This window comes from Streptomyces sp. NPDC102406 (genome assembly GCF_044765725.1).
Lineage (GTDB): Bacteria > Actinomycetota > Actinomycetes > Streptomycetales > Streptomycetaceae > Streptomyces.
Genome location: NZ_JBIWKP010000001.1, coordinates 947,160 through 964,272, shown reverse-complemented (window position 1 = coordinate 964,272; position 17,113 = coordinate 947,160). Strand labels below are relative to the sequence as shown.

Genomic DNA, 17,113 nt, shown 5'->3' with positions numbered 1-17,113 from the left:
ACTGGTCAGAACGCCTGTCAGGCGGCGACCGGAACGATGTTCACGACCTTGCGGCCACGGTGGGTACCGAACTCCACCGCGCCGGCGTCGAGCGCGAACAGCGTGTCGTCCTTGCCACGACCCACACCGTTGCCCGGGTGGAAGTGGGTGCCGCGCTGGCGGACCAGGATCTCACCGGCGTTGACGGTCTGGCCGCCGAAGCGCTTCACGCCGAGCCGCTGAGCATTGGAGTCGCGCCCGTTCCGAGTGGACGATGCGCCCTTCTTGTGTGCCATGTCTCAGTCCCTACCCTTACTTCGCAGCCGCGGGGATCTCAGTGACCTTGATCGCCGTGTACTGCTGGCGGTGGCCCTGACGACGGCGGTAACCGGTCTTGTTCTTGTAGCGAAGGATGTCGATCTTCGCGCCCTTGTGGTGGTCCACGACCTCGGCCTGGACCTTGATCCCGGCCAGGACCCACGGGTCGCTGGTCACGGACTCGCCGTCGACAACGAGCAGCGTAGAGAGCTCTACGGTGTCGCCAACCTTGGCGGTGGGAATCTTGTCAACCTCAACGATGTCGTCGACAGCAACCTTGTGCTGGCGACCACCGCTGCGCACGATGGCGTACACGCGGATCTCTCTTTCGCTCGGAACGGGACCCCCGCAGTCCAGCCGCACGAGGCGGCCTCTCCAGGCGAGCCCTGAGGGGTACGCCCGGAGGAAAAGGGTTTACGGGAGTGCGGCGTCTCTATGGACACGCCGACGGTCAAGATTACGGGTCAGCCGGGAGCAGGGTCAAACCGGCCCCTCAGGCGGGCTTCGCCTCACCGTCCTGCGGCAGGACCTTGACGCCCTTGCACAGGTTCGTGTCGTCGTTCGCCCCCGGGTACGCGACGTTCCACACGCGGGTGAAGTGGGTGCGGTAGGTGTCGTGCACCGAGTCGTCGTCGATCTTGACGTACGCCTCGTCGTTCTCGCGCAGCGCCGGGCCCGAGGCGTTCTGCGAACCGGTGAACGTGATCTTGTTGCGCGCGCCGTCGTACACGCCGTCGATCAGTACGTACTTGGTGTGGACGATGTACGGCGTCGCGAGCCTGGTGCCCGGGTGCAGCGGGTCGCGGTCGTCGTTGTAGCAGCGCGCGGGCGGGGCACCGGTGGCGTTCATCGCCTTCCAGGTGCCGGCGTCCGCGGAGGCGTACGCGATGCTGACCGTGCAGCCCGCCTTCTTCAGCGCGACCAGCTTGTCGGCGACGGCCTGCCGGGTGATCTGGAAGATCGCGGCGCGTACGACGGTGCTGCGCTTCACACCGGCGGCGTCCTTGTAGGTGCAGGAGACGTTGTTCAGCACCGAGTACAGGGTGTCCGTCGAGTTGGTCGTGCCGGCCCGCGGGAAGAAGTACGCCTTGTAGTGGCCGTTGCTGACCGTGCGGTAGTCCCAGTCCTTCCAGAGCTTGGCCGCCATGTCGTCGAAGTAGTCCGAGTAGGCCCCGTACAGGACCCGGTTGTTCGGCAACTGGAGGGCGTCGTTGAAGAACTTCGTGCTCGCGGACGGGGTCGAGTTCGACGTGGTCTGCACGACGACGTCGGTGGCGCCCCGGACGGCGGAGAACAGCCAGAACTTGTTGTGCATGATCGACTTGCCGAACGCGGGATCGCCCAGGCACGACTTGTCGGTGGGGCACAGCGTCACGAACGACGGGCTGGTCCTGCTGGTGCCGAGGGCCGCCTTGAGCTGCTCGTAGACCGGGTTGGTCGGGCGGTCCCGCACGCTGGAGGAGTCGAGCACGATCTGCACGTGCACGCCGCGGTTCTTGGCGGCCACGAGCGCGTCAGAGACGGTGGTCTCCCAGACGTGGTAGACGGCCACCTTGATGTACGAGCCGGGCAGCGCCGCGTTCGTCAGCTCGACCAGGCGCGTACGGATCGCGTACTGCTGCTGAGTGGTGCCCAGCGGGTCGTTGAAGATGGGCCCCTCGGTCCAGACGGGCACCTCGTCGGCGGTCGCGGAGCCCGCCGTGAGCCCTGCCTGGAGTCCGGCCGCCGAGAGCACGGTGGCCAGCGCCACCGCCTGGCGTCCGACCTTGGGCGGCCGAGTGGCGCGGTGCCGACCGGTACCCCTGAGGCGCGCGTGCGCCATGACATCCCTCCCCTGGCACAGCCGCCCGTATCCCCCACGTGCGCCTCTGCGTCCACTTCTACGACCTCATGAGTTTTACAGAGAGCGACGCCCCCGTACAGCGAGCGGTGCGCTGCTGTACGGGGGCGTCGTCCGCCCGGTCGCCCGGGCCGGTGCCTCAGGCCTCGTCGGCCGCGGCGGAGACGGACGGCTGGGACTGCTGCCCGGCCGCCGCGGTCTTCTTCGCGGTCGTCTTCTTGGCGGTGGTCTTCGCCGCCTTCTTGGCCGTCGTCTTCTTCGCGGCCGTCTTCTTGGCCGCGGTCTTGGTGGCGGTCTTCTTGGTGGCCGCCTTCTTCGCCGTCGCCTTCTTGGCCGTCTTACGGGCCGTCTTCTTGGCGGCGGGCGCCTCGTCCCCGGCCTCCTCGGCCGGGGCCTGGACCGGCTCGGCCTGGACCGGCTCGGCCTCCGTCGTGGCCGAGGGGACGACCACGACGGCCGTCTCCACGGGCGCGGTGGGGGCGGCGGCCTTGCGGACGGCGCGACGGCGCGGGCGGGCCGGGGCCGCGGACGGCTCGGGCGCGGCCGTCTCCGGCTCCGGCTGCTTCGGCGCCTCGGCGACGGCCGGCTCCTCGGCCTTCACCGGCTCGGTGACCGTCACCCCGGCGGCCTCCTGCGAGGACGCCTTCGGGGAACCGGCGGGCGCGGTGGCCTTACGGGTGGCCCGGCGACGCGTCCGCGGAGCGGGCGCCTCTTCCTGTACGGGCTCCGCGGGCTGTACGGGCTCGGCCTCCCGGGGGGCCTCCGCCTCGACGACCGGCTCGGGCTCGGGCGCAGGGGCGGGCTCGGGCCGCGCGGCGGGCGCCGGGGCCTCCTGGGCCACCGGCTCCTTGGGCGCACCGGTCGGGGCCGACGCGCGACGCGTGGCACGGCGGCGCGAACGGCCGCCACGGCTCGCCGCGGCCTCCGCCTCGGCGGCGCTGGAGTACAGCTCCTCGTCGGCGCTGAAGTCCGGCTCGGGCAGCGCCACGGGGGCGGCGGCCTCCGCGGCGACCTCGGCGTCGGACTCGGCGGTCTCCGCCGTCTCGGCGCCGCTGTGCGGGCCCTCGTGGTCGTGCTCGTGGCCGTGGTCCGTGCCGTTGCCGCCGCGACCGCGCTTCTTGCGCTTGCCGCCGCCACCGGCGGACGCGGGCTGCTCCATGTGGACGATCACGCCGCGCCCGTTGCAGTGCACGCAGGTCTCGGAGAAGGACTCCAGGAGGCCCTGGCCGACGCGCTTGCGGGTCATCTGGACCAGGCCGAGCGAGGTGACCTCGGCGACCTGGTGCTTGGTGCGGTCCCGGCCCAGGCATTCGAGCATCCGGCGCAGGACCAGGTCGCGGTTGGACTCCAGGACCATGTCGATGAAGTCGATGACGACGATGCCGCCGAGGTCACGCAGGCGCAGTTGGCGCACGATCTCCTCGGCCGCTTCGAGGTTGTTCCTCGTCACGGTCTCTTCGAGGTTGCCGCCCTGACCGGTGAACTTGCCGGTGTTGACGTCGATGACGACCATCGCCTCGGTCTTGTCGATCACCAGGGAGCCGCCCGAGGGCAGCCACACCTTGCGGTCGAGCGCCTTGGCGAGCTGCTCGTCGATCCGGTACGTCGCGAAGACGTCGACCTCGCTGGTCCACCGCGTCAGGCGGTCGGCCAGGTCGGGCGCCACGTGGGTGACGTAGCCGTGGATGGTCTCCCACGCCTCGTCACCGCTGACGATGACCTTGGTGAAGTCCTCGTTGAAGATGTCGCGCACGACGCGGACCGTCATGTCCGGCTCGCCGTACAGCAGGCTCGGCGACGACGTCGAGATCTGCTTGGACTTCTTCTGGATGTCCTCCCACTGGCCCTGGAGACGCTCGACGTCGCGGCGCAGCTCGTCCTCGCTCGCGCCCTCGGCGGCGGTGCGCACGATGACGCCCGCGTCCTCGGGGACGATCTTCTTGAGGATGGTCTTCAGACGCGCGCGCTCGGTGTCCGGGAGCTTGCGGCTGATGCCGGTCATCGAGCCCTCGGGCACGTAGACCAGGTAGCGGCCGGGCAGCGAGATCTGGCTGGTGAGGCGGGCGCCCTTGTGACCGATCGGGTCCTTGGTGACCTGGACGAGCACGGACTGGCCGGACTTGAGGGCGGTCTCGATGCGGCGCGGGCCGTTGGCCATGCCGAGCGCCTCGAAGTTGACCTCACCGGCGTACAGCACCGCGTTGCGGCCCTTGCCGATGTCGATGAAGGCGGCCTCCATCGACGGCAGCACGTTCTGGACCTTGCCCAGGTACACGTTGCCGACGTACGAGGTCGACTGCTCCTTGTTGACGTAGTGCTCGACGAGGACGTCGTCCTCGAGCACGCCGATCTGGGTGCGCTCGCCGTTCTGGCGGACCACCATCACGCGCTCGACGGCCTCGCGGCGCGCCAGGAACTCGGCCTCGGTGATGATCGGGACACGGCGGCGGCCCTGCTCACGGCCTTCGCGGCGGCGCTGCTTCTTGGCCTCCAGACGCGTGGAGCCCTTGATGGACTGCACCTCGTCCGAGGAGGTCGATGAGCGCTCACGCTCGACGAAACTGTCCTTCTTGCGGGGCTCGCGGACCTTGACGACCGTGCGCTCCGGGTCGTCGGACGAGGGCTGCTCGCTCTCGGGCGCGGCGTCCCCGGCGCGACGCCTGCGGCGACGGCGACGGCGGCTGCTGCTCGAACCGGACGCGCCGTTGTCGTCGCGCTCGTCGCGGTCGTCGTGCTCCTCGCGCTCGTCGTGGTCGACGGCGTGGTCGGCGTGGTCGGTGTGGTCCGCGCGCTCCTCCACGTCGTCCTCGGCCTCGTCGGTCTCCTCGGACGCGCTGTGCTCGGTGTCGGAGTCGGCGGACTCGCCGCGGCGACGGCGGCGGCCACCGCGACGGCGGCGACGGGACGGGCGGTCGCCGTTCTCGTCGTGGTCATCGGCCGACTCGTCGGGCTCGGCGGACTCCTCCGGCTCGGCCGGCTCGTCCTGACGCGCGGGCTCATCGGCCGTCGCCTCGGCCTCCGCCACCGGCTCGGTCACGGCAGGCTGCTCGTCGGCGGCGCGCTTGCGGCGGCGACGGCGCGGGGCCGGCTCCTCCTCGGCGGCGACCGGCGCGGGCGCCTGCTCGGCCTCGGCGGGCTTCTCCTCGGCGGCCTGGGCCGCGGCAGCGGCGGCGGCGCGCTCCGGCGTCTGGAACATCGGCTCGGTGAAGACGGGAGCCTGGAACACGGCGATGGAGGGCCGCTTCGGGCGGCCCGCGTCGGCGTCCGCGCCCGCGTCGGACCGGGCGGCCTTCGAGGCGGAGCGCTGGGCCCTCGGCTCGGCGAAGCCACCGGCTGCCTTGCGGGTGGCGCGGCGACGGCGACGCGGCGACGCGTCGTCGTCGGCGGCGCTGTCCGTGCTCTCGCTGCTGACCGTGCCGGCCGTGTGGTCGGCGCCGGTCTGCTGCGGCTGCGCCTCGGCGGGCGCGGCGGACGCGGCGGTCTCGGGCTCGGCGGCCTGCGGCTCCGGGGCGGCGACGGCGCGGGTGGCGCGGCGACGGTTGCGGCGCGGGGCGGCCTCCTCGGCCGGCTCCTCGGCCGCGGGCTCCTGCGGCGCGGCGACGGCCTGCGGCTCCTCGGCCACGGGGGCCTCGGCGGCGGAGGTCTCGGCGGCGGGCGCGGTGACGGTGCGGGTGGCACGGCGACGGCGGCGCGGCGCGGCCTCCTCGGCCGGCTCCTCGGCGGCGGGCTCCTGCGGCGCGGCGACGGCCTGCGGCTCCTCGGCCACGGGGGCCTCGGCAGCGGGGGCCTCGGCGGCGGGCGCGGTGACAGTGCGGGTGGCACGGCGACGGCGGCGCGGCGCGGGCGCCTCGGTCTCCGACGCGGGCTCGGCGACGGGCTCATCGGCGGAGGCGGCGGGAGCGGCGGGCTCCTCGGTGGCCTGCGGCGCGGCGGCCTGCTCGGCCTGGTCCGCGACCGGCGCGGTCACGGCGCGGGTGGCGTGGCGGCGGGAGCGGCGCGGGGCCGCGTCCTCGGCCGGCGCCTCGGCGACGGGTGCGGCGCTCTCGGCCTCGGCCTCGGCCTGGACGGTCTCGTCCTGCGCGGCGGGCGCGCCCGCGGGGGCGGAGGCGCGGCGGGTGGCGCGGCGGCGCGGGCGGGCGGCGGGCGCGGGGTCCTGCGCCGGGGCCTCGGCGGCCGAAGAAGTCTGCGGGGTCGCCGCGGTCTCGTCGGCGGCGACCGGCTCGGGCGCGGTGTCGGCGGCGGCCTTCCCGGCGGGCGGGCCCGCGGGGCGCGACGCGGCCCGGCGCCTGCGGCGCGGGGGCAGGGTGTCGCTGGGCGTGTCGCCCACGGCGGAGGTGGTGGGGTCGTTCGGTTCGATCTGCTCGGGCATGCGGGTGTGTCTCCCGTCAGGCCCCCGGGCGCCGCGCCTCATCCGGATGACCGGTGACGCCTGCGGCTCGCGCGTCTCGCGCGGTGCCGCCGGTCCGGGGCGCGGGCGCCGCACGGGGGCTCTCTGTCTGTTCTCGCCGGTTCCGGTACGCGCTGTACGTACGGCCTGGCGAAAGTCCTTGGGTGGGTGCGCTGCCCGACCCAGATGGCTCCCGAGTACGAGGGCGGCGCTACGACGACCGCCTTACGCGGAACCTTCCACGGCAGACGCCGTCGCGGCGGCAGGTTCCGCGGTCCCCGTTCGGGGGGCCTGGACTGCCTCGCGGTCGGGCGCGAGCGGGTCGGTCACCGTGCCGGTCTCTTCATCGAAAGGCCCCTGCGCCAGCCTGGTCACCGCTGCGGGGACCGGCGGCGCCAGGTCAGCCACGGCGCGGAGACCGGACAGGACGTCGTCGGGTCGAACGGCAGGCGTCACGTGCCGAACAACCAGGCGCAGTATCGCACAGGCCTTGTCGCCGGGCCTATCAGCCGTGGCTTCCGCGGCCTCCAGACTCGCGACGGCCTCGCGGGCGTCGAACGTACGGATGCCGTTCTTCGTCCGGCGCTGGACCTCCACGCTCTCGGCGGCCCGGAACGCCTCGGCGGCGCGCGCGGCCTCCTCGACGCTCACTCCGTCGAGCCTCAGCTCCCACACGGAGGCGGTGAGCCGGTCGGCCAGGCCCGGGGTGCGGGCCTCGACGGCGTCGACGATGTCGAGGCCGACGGGCATCGACTCGTCGAGCAGGTCCCTGAGCGTGTCGGGGTCGCGCGGCGCGGTGAGCGCGATCTCCAGGTACTCGGCCTCACTGCCCGTGCCGGTGGGTGCGGCATTGGCGTAGGACACCTTCGGATGCGGCGTGAACCCCGCCGAGTACGCCATCGGCACCTCGGCGCGGCGCAGCGCACGCTCGAAGGCGCGCTGGAAGTCTCGGTGGCTGGTGAACCGGAGGCGGCCGCGCTTGGTGTAGCGCAGTCGGATGCGCTGCACCGCGGGTGCGGGCGGCGGGCCTACGGGCTGTCGCTTGCCCAGTGTCCTGATCCTTCGTGAGTGCGGTCGTACTGTCATCAAGAGTACGTCTCCGCGCGGCCGGAGGTTCCCGCCGGGCTCTGACCTGCGCGCGTACGGTGTCGCGGGCACTCGGGGCGGCGCGTGTACGTTGACCCTTGGTACAGGCACGCTTCGCGTGACAACCAGCCACTACGAGGGGGATCCCCGCATGATCACGCTCACGAAGGAAGACGGCCCGGCGGACCTGGACGGAGTGACACATCTGTCCATCGGGGTGTCCTGGGACCCCACCTCCGGGAGCAGCGGCGGAGTGCTCGGCGCCCTGCGCCGCAAGCAGGGCACCGACCTCGACCTGATCGCCATCGCGATGCAGGGCGCCGACCCGGTGCGCCTCGCCGGCCTCGACTCGCTGGACCCGCTGGGCAACGGCTCGCTGGTGCACAGCGGTGACAACCAGACGGGCAAGGGCGACGGGGACGACGAGACGGTCACGGTGGAGTTCGCGCGGATCCCGCAGAACATCACGGCGATCGTGTTCGTCGCGGCCGCGTTCAAGAAGGGCAGCTCGTTCCAGAAGGCCCGCAATGTGAGCATCAAGGTGTACGACGCGACCGGCGGCAGCAGCCAGCAGGTCGCCGACATCTGGCCGAGCATGCTCAGCGCGGACAACGGCTGCGCGGTGGCCAAGGCGGTCCGCGGCGCGGGCGACGCCTGGAAGCTGGAGGTCATCAACACGACGGGCAAGATCAAGCAGGGTGACGAGATCGCCCTGATGCGGTTCGCGGTCAGCAAGTAGCGGGTACGGCGAAGGGGCGGCCGGTCGACCAGCGACCGTCCGCCCCTTCGCCGTATCCGGGTGCTACTTGACGACCGTCAGCGGCAACAGCTTCTTGCCGGTCGGGCCGACCTGGATGGACGTGTCCATCGCCGGGCAGACACCGCAGTCGAAGCACGGTGTCCAGCGGCAGTCGTCGACCTCGGTCTCGTCGAGCGAGTCCTGCCAGTCCTCCCAGAGCCAGTCCTTGTCGAGACCGGAGTCCAGGTGGTCCCAGGGCAGGACCTCCTCGTACGTGCGCTCACGCGTCGTGTACCAGTCGACATCGACGCCGTAGGCGGGCAGCGTCTTTTCCGCGCACGCCATCCAGCGGTCGTAGCTGAAGTACTCGCGCCAGCCGTCGAAGCGGCCACCGTCCTCGTAGACCGCGCGGATGACGGAGCCGATACGGCGGTCGCCGCGCGAGAGCAGGCCCTCGACGATGCCGGGCTTGCCGTCGTGGTAGCGGAAGCCGATGGAGCGGCCGTACTTCTTGTCGCCGCGGATCTTGTCGCGCAGCTTGGTGAGCCGCTCGTCGGTCTGCTCGGCGGAGAGCTGCGGCGCCCACTGGAACGGGGTGTGCGGCTTGGGCACGAATCCGCCGATGGAGACGGTGCAGCGGATGTCGTTCGAGCCGGAGACCTCGCGGCCCTTCTGGATCACGTTCATCGCCATGTCGGCGATCTGGAGGACGTCCTCGTCCGTCTCGGTCGGCAGGCCGCACATGAAGTACAGCTTCACCTGCCGCCAGCCGTTGCCGTACGCGGTGGCGACGGTCCGGATCAGGTCCTCTTCGCTGACCATCTTGTTGATGACCTTGCGCATGCGCTCACTGCCGCCCTCGGGGGCGAAGGTGAGGCCCGAGCGGCGGCCGTTGCGGGTCAGCTCGTTGGCGAGGTCGACGTTGAAGGCGTCCACGCGGGTCGAGGGGAGGGACAGGCCGATCTTGTCCTCCTCGTACCGGTCGGCGAGGCCCTTGGCGATGTCGCCGATCTCGGTGTGGTCGGCGGAGGAGAGCGAGAGCAGGCCGACCTCCTCGAACCCGGTCGCCTTCAGACCCTTCTCGACCATCTCGCCGATGCCGGTGATGCTTCGCTCCCGCACGGGGCGCGTGATCATGCCGGCCTGGCAGAAACGGCAGCCGCGGGTGCACCCGCGGAAGATCTCGACGGACATGCGCTCGTGGACCGTCTCGGCGAGCGGCACGAGCGGCTGCTTCGGGTACGGCCATTCGTCGAGGTCCATGACGGTGTGCTTGGAGACCCGCCACGGCACGCCCGACCTGTTCGGTACGACGCGGCCGATGCGCCCGTCGGGCAGGTACTCGACGTCGTAGAAGGCGGGGATGTAGACGTTGCCCGTCTTCGCGAGGCGCAGCAGCACCTCCTCGCGACCGCCGGGGCGGCCCTCGGCCTTCCACGCGCGGATGATGTCGGTCATGTCGAGGACGGCCTGCTCGCCGTCGCCGATGACCGCCGCGTCGATGAAGTCGGCGATGGGCTCCGGGTTGAACGCCGCGTGGCCGCCCGCGAGGACGATCGGGTCGTCCAGGGTGCGGTCCTTGGACTCCAGCGGGATCCCGGCGAGGTCGAGCGCGGTCAGCATGTTCGTGTAGCCGAGCTCGGTGGAGAAGCTCAGGCCGAAGACGTCGAACGCCTTGACGGGGCGGTGCGAGTCGACCGTGAACTGCGGGACCTCGTGCTCGCGCATCAGCGCTTCCAGGTCCGGCCAGACGCTGTACGTGCGCTCGGCGAGGACGCCCTCGCGCTCGTTCAGCACCTCGTAGAGGATCATGACGCCCTGGTTGGGCAGTCCGACTTCGTACGCGTCCGGGTACATCAGCGCCCAGCGGACGTCGGCTGACTCCCACGGCTTCACCGTGGAGTTGAGCTCTCCGCCGACGTACTGGATCGGCTTCTGCACATGCGGGAGCAGCGCTTCGAGCTGCGGAAAGACAGACTCGACCACTTGAGGCGCCGCGGCGGCGGCTTCGGCAGGCATAACCGTGGACCTTTGTGAGCTGACAGGGTGACCCTCAAGGCTAACCCGCCGGAAGACCCGGCTTCGCCGCTCGATCCCATACGGCCGGGAGTTCCCGTTGCGCGTCGGCCGCCGCCGCCTGCTCCTGGCCGTACAGCAGACCCCAGGCGAAGGCGGTCTCCCCGGCCGCGTGCGCCTGGATCGCCAGGTCGCGCAGCGCCTCTCGGGCGACGACGGAGTCCTGGTGCTCGCCGAGCAGCGACTGCACCTTCTTCACCCGCTTCGCGAACTTCCCGGCTTTTCCGCCGAGGGCGGGCACCGCGGTCTCGCCCGCGTACCGGGCGCGCTTGGCGGCTTTGCGGGCCTGGTGCAGGGCGTGGTCGCGCTCGGTGCCGGGCGGCAGGGAGCGGGCGTGCTCCAGGCGGGCCGCGAGGCGGGCGTGGTCCTTCAGCGCCGCCTTCGCCAGCAAGGGGGCGGCGGGGCGCCCGGCGGCGGGCTTCAGCGGCGGGTCGGCGAGCAGCGCGTCGAGCGCGTCGAGGAGGGCCAGGTAGCGCCGGCCGTCGAGCACGGCGACGGTGTGGCGGCGCGATCCGAGGCGGCGGGCCACGGCCCAGATCCGCAGCCGTCCGCGGACGGGCCCGAGCAGCAGCGTGCGCGGCAGCGCGTCGATCCGTCCGGTGAGCCGCTCGGTCAGCACCTCGCGGTCCCGGTCGATGCCCAGCTCCGCGCCGAGCCATGCGAGCTCCGCGCCGACCGCTTCCGTCGCGGCCGGGTCGAGGATCTTCTTGTACGTCTTGAACGCGCTGCGCAGCCGACGGGTCGCGACCCGCATCTGGTGCACGGCGTCGGGGAGGTCCCGGCGCACGGCGGGGTCGAGTTCGACGAGGGCGTCGCGCTGGGCACGCAGCCGGGCGAGGACGTGGTCCCCCGCGGTGACGGGGTCGCCCGCGGCGGCGGCAGGGGGCGGCGCGGCCCCTGTCTCGTCCAGGGCGCGGGCCAGCTTGGAGGAGGAGGCGGACGGCTCGACGCCTGCCTTGCGGAGCCGCTTGTCGACCTTGGCGAGGAAGGCGGGGTCGCCGCCGTCGGCCAGCTCGACCTCGATCTCGGTCCACGCGGTGCTGCCCTCGCCGCCGATCCGTTCGGCGCGCACGGCGTCCACGCACACCTCGGCGAGCAGGGTGCCGTCGGCGCCGGTCAGGTGGGTGACGTCGCGGGAGGAGAGCAGCCGGACCACGGGGACGAGTTCGGCGTCGCGGACCCGGGAGCGCACGAGCCCGGTGAGGACCCGCGGCACGTCGTCGGAGAGCGGCGCGCGGACCTCGTCGCGGGCGTCGTCGCCGACCGCGACGGGGAGTTTCAGATGCCAGCCCGCGTCGTCGCCGCCGGTGCGCCGCCGCAGTGTGATCCGGTGGGCGGCGAGCCGCCGGTCGGCCGTGTCGTAGTAGACGGCGTCGAGCTCGACGACGCCCTTGTCGACGACCTCCGCCACTCCGGGGACCTTGTGCAGGTCGGGCAGGTGGAAGTCCTCTTCCGGGGCGTCGTACTTCCGCTCGATCTCGCGCTTCGTCTCCGCCATGACTCGAATCTAGACGGCATGCGGCCCGCCCGACAGAGCGCGGGACGGACGGGCCGGGGGAGGTCTACGCCGACATGGGGCGCTGCACCCGGATCGACTGCAACAGCCCCACCGCGACCCACACGGCGAACATCGACGATCCTCCGTAGGACACGAACGGCAGCGGGAGGCCCGCCACCGGCATGATGCCGAGGGTCATCCCGATGTTCTCGAACGCCTGGAACGCGAACCAGGCGATGATCCCCGCGGCGACGATCGTGCCGTACAGCTCGGTGGTCTCCCGGGCGATGCGGCAGGCCCGCCACAGCAGCACGCCGAGCAGCAGCACGATGGCCCCGGCGCCCACGAAGCCCAGCTCCTCGCCGGCCACCGTGAACACGAAGTCCGTCTGCTGCTCGGGCACGAACTGGCCGGTGGTCTGCGAGCCGTGGAAGAGGCCCGCGCCGGACAGGCCGCCCGAACCGATCGCGATGCGCGCCTGGTTGGTGTTGTAGCCGACGCCCGCCGGGTCGAGCGCGGGGTTGGCGAAGGCGGCGAACCGGGCGATCTGGTAGTCGTCGAGCACCCCGAGCTGCCACACGGCGACGGCTCCGGCCGCGCCGACGCCGATCAGTCCGAGGATCCACCGGTTGGAGGCGCCGGAGGAGAGCAGCACGCCGAGCACGATCATCACCATGACCATGACGGAGCCGAGGTCCGGCATCAGCATGACGACCGCCATGGGGACGGCGGCGAGGCCGAGGGCCTGGAGGACGGTCCGGTGGTCGGGGTGGTCCTTGTCGCCGGCGTCGACGCGCGCGGCGAGCAGCATCGCCATGCCCAGGATGATCGTGATCTTCACGAACTCCGAGGGCTGGAGGGAGAAGCCGCCGCCAATGATGATCCAGGCGTGCGCGCCGTTGACCGTCGCGCCGAGCGGGGTGAGGACGAGCAGCACCAGGAAGACGGAGATCCCGTACAGGATCGGGACGGCGCCGCGCAGCGTCCGGTGTCCGAGCCAGATCGTCCCCACCATCAGCGCGAGGCCGATACCGGTGTTGAGCAGGTGGCGGAGGAGGAAGTAGTACGGGTCGCCCTGGTTGAGCTCGGTGCGGTTCCTGGTGGCGGAGTAGACGAGCGCGGCGCCCATCAGCGACAGGGCGAGCGCGCAGAACAGTATGGGCCAGTCGAGCCGCCGGGCCACGGAGTCGCGGGCGAGCAGCCGCGACATGGTGGAGCGCTGGGGCCCGTACCCGGAGACGGAGAAGCCATTGGTGCCGGCCATGCTGGCTCAGTCCCTCCTGCCGTACGCGGAGGCGGGCAGGGACCCCGCCAACTGCTGCTGCCCGGGCGGCACTTCCTTCTTCGGCCGGTACGGCTTGATCTCCGGCGCGTCGATCGAGCCGTCGCTCCCGATCTTCGGCAGGGCCTTCTGCGGCTCGGGCAGCAGCGCCTTCTTCAGGTCCTGCTTGCCGTTGCCGTCGAGGCCGTACAGGGCGTCGTAGATCTTGCGGACGGCCGGTCCCGAGGCACCGGAGCCCGTACCACCCTGGGAGATCGTCATGACGATGGAGTAGTCCTTGGTGTACGTCGCGAACCAGGATGTCGTCTGCTTGCCGTAGACCTCGGCCGTACCCGTCTTGGCGTGCATCGGGATCTTGTCCTGCGGCCAGTTCTGGAACCGCCAGGCGGCCGTACCGCGGGTCGCCACTCCCGCCAGTGCTTTGTCTATCTGGTCGCGGGTGGCGCGGCTCATAGGGAGCTTGCCGTTGGTCCTCGGCTGAATCTCGGAGATCTGCTTGCCGTCGGCGCTGACGACGGCCTTGCCGACCTCGGGCACGTGCAGGGTGCCGCCGTTGGAGATCGCCGCGTAGATCGACGCCATCTGGATGGGGGTGACGAGCGTGTCGCCCTGGCCGATGGAGTAGTTGACGGCGTCACCGGCGCGCATGAGGTTGCCTTCGAGGCAGTTCTCGTAGTTCAGCTTCTGGACGTAGTCGCCGTCCTTCTTGCCGGACTTGCACCAGGAGTCCTTGTTGGCCTTCCAGAACCGCTGCTTCCACTGGCGGTCGGGGACGCGGCCGGTGACCTCGTTGGGCAGGTCGATGCCGGTCTCCTTGCCGAGGCCGAACTGGTGGGCCGTCTTGTAGAACCAGTCCTGGGTGTCCTTGTTGCTCCGGAGTCCGCCGTCCTTCTTCCACTCCTTGTGGGCGAGGCCGTAGAAGACGGTGTCGCAGGAGACCTCCAGGGCGCGGCCGAGGCTGATGGACCCGTGGTCCGCCGACTCGAAGTTCTTGAAGACCTGGCCGCCGATCGAGTACGAGCTGGTGCAGGGGTAGCTCCCGTTGAACGGGTAGCCCGCCTTGACCGCCGCCGACGTCGAGATGACCTTGAAGATGGAGCCGGGGGCGGCCTGGCCCTGGATCGCCCGGTTGAGCAGCGGGTAGTTGGACTTCTTGCCGGTGAGGTCGGCGTAGTCCTTGCCGGAGATGCCGCCGACCCAGGCGTTCGGGTCGTAGGCCGGGTTGGAGGCCATGGCGACGACGCGGCCGGTCTTTGCCTCCAGGACGACGACGGCACCGGAGTCGGCCTTGTAGTTGGTCCCGGTGTTCTTGTCGAACTCCTTGCGGGCGGTCTTCATCGCCTCGTTCAGCTCGTACTCGGCGACGGACTGGACGCGTGCGTCTATCGACGTGACGACGTTCGCCCCCGGCTCGGCCTTGTCGCTGTCGGCGCGGCCGATGACGCGGCCGAGGTTGTCGACCTCGTAGCGGGTGACACCTGCCTTGCCGCGCAGCTCCTTGTCGTACGTGCGCTCCAGGCCGGAGCGGCCGACCTGGTCGGAGCGCAGGTACGGCGAGTCGGTGTCCTTGGCCTTCTCGATCTCCGCGTCGGTGACGGGTGAGAGGTAGCCGAGGACCTGCGCGGTGTTGGAGCCGCCCGGTCCCGCGTAGCGGCGTACGGCGGTGGGTTCGGCGGTGATGCCGGGGAAGTCCTCGCCGCGCTCGCGGATCTGGAGCGCCTGGCGGGGCGTGGCCTCGTCGGTGATGGGGATGGGCTGGTACGGCGATCCGTTCCAGCAGGGCTGCGGCGTCTTGGCGTCGCACAGCCGGACCTTCTCCTGCACGTCCTTGGGCTTCATGCCGAGGACGGCGGCGAGCTTGGCGAGGACCGCCTTGCCGTCGTCCTTCATCTTCATCAGGTCGGTGCGGGAGGCGGAGACGACGAGACGGGTCTCGTTGTCCGCGATGGGCACGCCTCGGGCGTCGAGGATCGAGCCGCGGGTGGCGGGCGTGACGACCTGCTGCACGTGGTTGCCGGAGGCTTCCCTGGCGTACTCGTCGCCGTTGCGGATCTGGAGGTACCAGAGGCGACCGCCGAGGGTCAGCAGGAGGGAGAGCACGAGGATCTGGAGGACGATGAGCCGGATCTGGACCCGGGGTGTCCGGCCCGTCTCGGGAATGTTGGTCACAGCCGCTTGACCCCCTTGATGCGTCCGGCGCGGGCGGCGCGCGCCTTGGCGGTCTTCATGCGCAGTCCGCCGCGCTGGTTGCCGATGCGCAGGCCGGTGCCGGCGGAGAGCCAGCCGGCGGAGACGTCGGCGGCCTTGGCGGAGCTTCCGCTCGTCTCGGCCAGTGGGTCGTGCTCCGCGCGTCTGGCGAGGGCCATCACGCCGGGTACGACGAACGGGGCGAGCAGCAGGTCGTAGAGGGCGGCGGTGAAGATGAGGCTGCCGAGGCCGACGTGGCGGGCGGCGGTGTCCCCGACGAGGGCGCCGACGCCCGCGTACAGCAGGGTGGTGCCGATGGCGGCGCCGACGACGACGACCATGGGGCCCGCGGCCGAGCGGAGCTGCCCGTTGTCCGGCTTGGCGAGGCCGGCGAGGTAGCCGATGACGCAGAGCACGAGGGCGTAGCGGCCCGCGGCGTGGTCGGCGGGGGGTGCGAGGTCGGCGAGAAGACCGGCCCCGAAGCCGACGAGGGCGCCGCCCACGTGACCGTAGACCAGGGCGAGGCCGAGGACGGTCAGGAGCAGCAGATCGGGTACGGCGCCGGGGAGTTGGAGCCGGGCGAGGACACAGACCTGGATGACGAGGGCGACGACGACGAGGCTGGTGGAGAGCAGCATCCGGTTGAAGCGCATGGTTCTTGCTCCTCCTGACTACTGCTCGTAGCCGTTGTCGGCGGTGGCGCCCGCGGGCGCGGACGGGGTGGCGGTGACGGTCACCGTCGGGGCCGGCTCGGGTTTGGCGGGCTTGGCCGGGAGGACCTCGTCGCGGGGGTCGGTGCGCGGGGGCCGCACGACGACGCCGACGATGTCGAGCCGGGTGAACCCGACGTACGGCTGGACGTAGACGGTGCGGGTGAGGTCGCCGCCGGAGGGGTCGACGCGGACGACCCTGCCGACCGGGACGCCGGGGACGAACGGCTTGTCGGCCTGCGAGCCGAAGGTGACGAGCCGGTCGCCCTTCTTCACCTTGGCCTTGCCGTTGAGGAGTTGGACGCGGAGCGGGCGGTCGCCCTGTCCCGAGGTGAAGCCGAGTTCGTCGGTCTTCTCCATCCGGGTGCCGACGGTGAAGTCGGGGTCGTTGGCGAGCAGCACCGTGGCGGTGCCGGGGCCGACGGTGGTGACGCGGCCGACGAGCCCGTCCCCGTTCAGCACCGTCATGTCGCGCTTGATGCCGTCGTCGGCGCCCGCGTCGATGGTGACGGTCCAGGAGAAGCCCTGCGCGGACCCTATGGCGATGACCTGGGCGCCCTTGATGCCGTACTGGCCGGCGCCGGCGGTCTTGAGCATGGTGTCGAGCTGGTGGATCTTGCTGCGGTTGCGGTCGTCGCTGCCGAGCTTGGCCTTCAACGCGGCGTTCTCGCGCTCCAGTTGACCGATGCGGTCGTGCCGGTTGCCGGAGTCGCGGACCGCGCTGACGGCGTTGCCGATGGGGTCGACGGCGCCGGAGACGCCGTTCTCCACCGGGCCGAAGACTTTGGCGGCTGCCTGGCGGGCACCGTCGACCGGCGAGTCCTCACCACCGCGGATGTCCACCGTGATCAGTGCGAACGCGATGGCGATCAGCAGCACCAGGAGCAGCCGGCTCTCTCGTGTGTCCCTCACGTGCGGCGGCGTGCCTTCCTCGATCGGAAATCTGGGGTATGTGTGTGCCTTGCCTCTATATCAACGATCCGCCGTACGAAGTGGCAGCCACTCGTACGG

Annotated in this window: 12 protein-coding genes; 1 reads left to right on the top strand and 11 read right to left on the bottom strand. The window is 71.4% G+C overall.

Going from position 1 to position 17,113, the window contains the following annotated elements:
* Window positions 1–17 precede the first annotated feature (17 nt).
* From rpmA to ACIRF8_RS04450, 5 genes are all read right to left on the bottom strand, one after another.
* Window positions 18–275 carry a 50S ribosomal protein L27 gene (rpmA, locus tag ACIRF8_RS04470; RefSeq protein ID WP_026245994.1) on the bottom strand — a complete coding sequence of 86 codons (258 nt, stop codon included), beginning with the start codon at window positions 273–275 and terminating at the stop codon, window positions 18–20.
* 16 nt (window positions 276–291) lie between these two features.
* Window positions 292–612: a 50S ribosomal protein L21 gene (gene rplU / locus ACIRF8_RS04465; protein WP_404210729.1), complete on the bottom strand. Its 321-nt coding sequence runs from the start codon at window positions 610–612 to the stop codon at window positions 292–294.
* A gap of 178 nt (window positions 613–790) precedes the next feature.
* The gene (locus ACIRF8_RS04460) at window positions 791–2,119 is read right to left on the bottom strand and encodes a phospholipase D-like domain-containing protein (protein WP_404210727.1); all 1,329 of its coding nucleotides are present in this window, start codon (window positions 2,117–2,119) and stop codon (window positions 791–793) included.
* A 157-nt stretch (window positions 2,120–2,276) separates the two neighbouring features.
* Window positions 2,277–6,506 carry a ribonuclease E/G gene (locus ACIRF8_RS04455; protein WP_404210726.1) on the bottom strand — a complete coding sequence of 1,410 codons (4,230 nt, stop codon included), beginning with the start codon at window positions 6,504–6,506 and terminating at the stop codon, window positions 2,277–2,279.
* 243 nt (window positions 6,507–6,749) lie between these two features.
* Window positions 6,750–7,532 (bottom strand): TIGR03936 family radical SAM-associated protein, encoded by a 783-nt coding sequence (locus tag ACIRF8_RS04450; protein ID WP_404212275.1) that lies wholly within the window; start codon window positions 7,530–7,532, stop codon window positions 6,750–6,752.
* 229 nt (window positions 7,533–7,761) lie between these two features.
* Between ACIRF8_RS04450 and ACIRF8_RS04445 the strand changes: the two genes are divergently transcribed.
* Window positions 7,762–8,349 (top strand): TerD family protein, encoded by a 588-nt coding sequence (locus tag ACIRF8_RS04445; RefSeq protein ID WP_404210724.1) that lies wholly within the window; start codon window positions 7,762–7,764, stop codon window positions 8,347–8,349.
* Window positions 8,350–8,412: 63 nt separating this feature from the next.
* On the opposite strand, the gene ACIRF8_RS04440 is transcribed toward ACIRF8_RS04445, so the two are convergent.
* The 6 genes from ACIRF8_RS04440 to mreC form a co-directional block, all read right to left on the bottom strand.
* Window positions 8,413–10,368 (bottom strand): TIGR03960 family B12-binding radical SAM protein, encoded by a 1,956-nt coding sequence (locus ACIRF8_RS04440; protein WP_404210723.1) that lies wholly within the window; start codon window positions 10,366–10,368, stop codon window positions 8,413–8,415.
* Between the two features lie 40 nt (window positions 10,369–10,408).
* The gene (locus tag ACIRF8_RS04435; RefSeq protein WP_404210722.1) at window positions 10,409–11,923 is read right to left on the bottom strand and encodes a CHAD domain-containing protein; all 1,515 of its coding nucleotides are present in this window, start codon (window positions 11,921–11,923) and stop codon (window positions 10,409–10,411) included.
* A 64-nt stretch (window positions 11,924–11,987) separates the two neighbouring features.
* Window positions 11,988–13,187 carry a rod shape-determining protein RodA gene (gene rodA / locus ACIRF8_RS04430; protein WP_404210720.1) on the bottom strand — a complete coding sequence of 400 codons (1,200 nt, stop codon included), beginning with the start codon at window positions 13,185–13,187 and terminating at the stop codon, window positions 11,988–11,990.
* Between the two features lie 6 nt (window positions 13,188–13,193).
* Entirely contained in the window at window positions 13,194–15,374 is a 2,181-nt protein-coding gene (gene mrdA / locus ACIRF8_RS04425) for a penicillin-binding protein 2 (protein WP_404210719.1), read from the bottom strand.
* Entirely contained in the window at window positions 15,371–16,045 is a 675-nt protein-coding gene (gene mreD / locus ACIRF8_RS04420) for a rod shape-determining protein MreD (RefSeq protein ID WP_404210718.1), read from the bottom strand. Before mreD ends, mrdA begins: the two co-directional genes overlap by 4 nt.
* A gap of 18 nt (window positions 16,046–16,063) precedes the next feature.
* On the bottom strand, window positions 16,064–17,014 hold the full coding sequence (mreC, locus tag ACIRF8_RS04415; protein ID WP_404210716.1) for a rod shape-determining protein MreC: 951 nt from the start codon (window positions 17,012–17,014) through the stop codon (window positions 16,064–16,066).
* Window positions 17,015–17,113 lie beyond the last annotated feature (99 nt).